At 54.1% G+C, this 3,064-nt stretch carries 4 protein-coding genes and 1 pseudogene; 3 read left to right on the plus strand and 2 right to left on the minus strand.

The genetic code is table 11. The features are described from left to right. Positions 1-320, minus strand: a pseudogene (locus tag I656_RS00240) (arginine decarboxylase); the annotation flags it as partial. A gap of 202 nt (positions 321-522) precedes the next feature. Between I656_RS00240 and I656_RS00235 the strand changes: the two are divergent. From I656_RS00235 to I656_RS00225, 3 genes are all read left to right on the plus strand, one after another. Beyond that, positions 523-1,482, plus strand: a complete 960-nt coding sequence (locus tag I656_RS00235; RefSeq protein WP_015374337.1) for a nitronate monooxygenase family protein — start codon at positions 523-525, stop codon at positions 1,480-1,482. 232 nt (positions 1,483-1,714) lie between these two features. After that, a complete protein-coding gene (locus tag I656_RS00230; RefSeq protein WP_013145893.1) occupies positions 1,715-1,930 on the plus strand; it encodes a hypothetical protein in 216 nt (71 codons plus the stop codon). Between the two features lie 105 nt (positions 1,931-2,035). Next, a complete protein-coding gene (locus I656_RS00225; protein ID WP_013523314.1) occupies positions 2,036-2,830 on the plus strand; it encodes an inositol monophosphatase family protein in 795 nt (264 codons plus the stop codon). Between the two features lie 50 nt (positions 2,831-2,880). Here I656_RS00225 and I656_RS18815 read toward each other — a convergent pair whose 3' ends face one another. After that, positions 2,881-3,051, minus strand: a complete 171-nt coding sequence (locus tag I656_RS18815; protein ID WP_014195347.1) for a DUF5325 family protein — start codon at positions 3,049-3,051, stop codon at positions 2,881-2,883. Positions 3,052-3,064 lie beyond the last annotated feature (13 nt).

Below are 3,064 nucleotides of genomic sequence, written 5' to 3' on the forward strand. Positions count from 1 at the left end.
ATGGCCGACATGACCGATTTATGGACGTTGCGCGGCACGATGATTTTATCGCCCGGCCCGGCGACCGACATGACCATCGTCATGATGGCGCCGCTCGTTCCTTGCACGGAAAAAAACGTATAATCGGCGCCGAACGCTTCGGCAGCGAGCTCCTGCGCCCGTTTGATCATCCCTTTTGGATGGTGCAAGTCATCGAGCGGGCTGATGTTGATTAAATCAATCGCCAAGGCGTTGTCTCCGATGAAAGCGCGAAACTCCGGATCCATGCCGGCCCCTTTTTTATGGCCGGGAATGTGAAATTGAACCGGATTTTTTTTCATATGCTCCAACAAACCGGTAAACAATGGTGTCTCGAGTTGCGACAATGGTTTTTCACACCTCTTTATCTCGAGGATAAAACAAGTGCATTATAGCATGGATTTTTCCGTTTGCAAAGAAGAAATGAATGGACGCTGAAAAAGGAAAACAGCGGTTCAAGAGAGAAATAAAAGAAAGACAAAGCAAAAAGGGGGCGTTATCGAAATGAAATGGAGAACGAGGGTGACAGAGCTGCTCGGCATTACATATCCGATCATTCAAGGGGGGCTCGCTTACTTGGCGTACGCTGATTTGGCCGCAGCGGTCTCGAACGCCGGTGGGCTCGGACAAATTACGGCGATGTCGCTCGATGGACCGGAGCAACTGCGCGAGGAAATCCGCAAGGTGAAGGAAAAAACCGATCGGCCGTTCGGCGTCAATTTCGCCATTGGCCAGCACGGCCGCCCGTTTGCTCATATGCTTGAAGCAGCGCTTGATGAGGGGGTGCCGGTCGTTTCGGTCACCGGCGGCAATCCAGCGCCGTTTTTTGAACAATTGAAAGGAACGAACGTGAAAAAGCTCGTGCTCGTTGCCGCCGTCCGCCAAGCAGTGAAAGCAGAGGAGCTCGGTGCTGATGCGGTGATGGTCGTCGGTCAGGAAGGGGGCGGGCATCTCGGCAAATACGATACTGGCACGTTCGTCCTTATTCCGAAAGTCGTTGACTCCGTATCGATTCCGGTCATCGCCTCGGGCGGCATCGCCGATGGACGCGGGTTGATGGCGGCATTGGCGCTTGGAGCGGAAGGGATTGAGATGGGAACGCGGTTTATCGCCACGAAAGAATGCGTTCATGCTCATCCCGCATATAAAGAAATGATTCTCAACGCCACCGAAAACGATACGGTCATCATTAAACGGTCGCTCGGGGCGCCAGGGCGGGTGCTGGCCAACGCCTGGGCGGAAAAAATATTGGAAATCGAGCGCCAAGGCGGTACGTATGATGATTTAAAAGAATATATTAGCGGAGAAGCGAACCGGCGCTTCATTTACGAAGGAAAGGTGGACGAAGGATTCGCTTGGGCCGGGCAGGCGATCGGGCTCATTCACGACGTTCCGTCCGTCGCTGAGTTGTTTGCCCGCATGATGGAAGAGGCGGAACAAATTCGGCGCCGTTGGGCAAACTAACGGTGGAGGTGGAACAATGGGTTATTCCTATCCATTTTCCTACGACTGGTCAACACAAGAAATCATTGATGGTCATAGTTCCCCTTGGATTATCGCTGTGGTATCATTCGAGCCACAACGGAAGCGCGGTAGGTAAACGCACAAATTAGTTGCATACACCCCTTTTTCCACATAATATAATATAAAACAAAATGAAGCAGCACATTCGTGACGGGCGCCGGAAGTTTAGCGGATGATCGAGAAAGGGGTGCGGACGAATATGAAAAAAACCGCCAATTCGCTGAAGCGACCAGATGGAGACAAACGCATGGCGGTGTTGCGGCTCGAACTCGATTACGAATTAGCGACGCTATACGAGGCCATGATGGAAAACGATGAAGAAAAGAAAAAAGAGTGCAAACGGCGGCTTGAAAAGCTGCGCCAAGAACTGATGCGCCTTCAAGTATGATTCTGATTCAAGGCGAACCATCTTTCCGGTTCGTTTTTTTCTTGAGCCGCATCCGCCCCCGTTCCGGTTGCGATCTATACATAACCGAAGGCAGGAGGAATCAATATGGCAGAAAAATGGGAAGAAATCGACCGATACGCCCGGCAATGGATCGACGAAGCAGGAAAGCGCATCCGCGCCTCGTTTGCCAAACAGCTGACGGTGGAAGCGAAAGAGAACCCGAACGACTTAGTGACGAATGTTGACCGCGCCATTGAGCAGTTTTTCGCCGAGCACATCCGTCGCCAGTTCCCTAGCCACCGCCTGTTGGGGGAAGAAGGATTTGGCGACCGGATCGATGCCTTGGACGGCGTTGTTTGGGTGATTGACCCGATCGACGGCACGATGAATTTCGTTCATCAGCGGCGCCATTTTGCTGTATCGATCGGCATTTTTGAAGATGGCATCGGGCAGCTCGGCTACGTGTATGACGTCGTGTTTGACGAACTGTATGCGGCGCAAAAAGGGCGGGGGGTGTTTTTGAACGGGGAGCCGCTCGGCCTCCTGCAGCCCGCGCCAGTGGCGGAGTCGATCATCGCCATCAACGGGACATGGCTCATGGAAAACAAGCGCCTCGACCATCGCCCGCTCATGAGGCTGGCGAAAGAGGCGCGCGGCACGCGCTCGTATGGTTCAGCGGCGCTTGAGCTCGCGTATGTTGCCGCCGGCCGTTTGGACGCCTACATTTCGCCGCGCCTGTCGCCGTGGGATTTCGCCGGCGGGATGATTTTGATTGAAGAAGCGGGCGGAATGGTGACGACCCTTGACGGGAAGCCGCTGGATCTGCTTGGCCGCAATTCGGTGCTTGCTGCGAAACCTGGGGTGCACGAAGAAATTTTGCGGCGCTATCTTCACGATTGATGAGGCGCGAAATCGCGAAAACGGGACAAGCATCCAGCTTGTCCCGTTTTTCAACGCGTCCGTTTTTTATGGGCGAACCCGGCGCCCATGGCGGCGATCAAGATGACCGTGGAAGCGGCGATGCCGATCAAACTTTGCTCGGCGATGAAGACGCCGATCGCCATGATGGCGGCGACGGCAAGAATGGCGAGCAACAGCGGTACAGGCTCGATCCGTTTCATCCTATTTCGCGCA

Source organism: Geobacillus sp. WSUCF1, assembly GCF_000422025.1.
GTDB classification, from domain to species: Bacteria; Bacillota; Bacilli; order Bacillales; family Anoxybacillaceae; genus Geobacillus; species Geobacillus zalihae.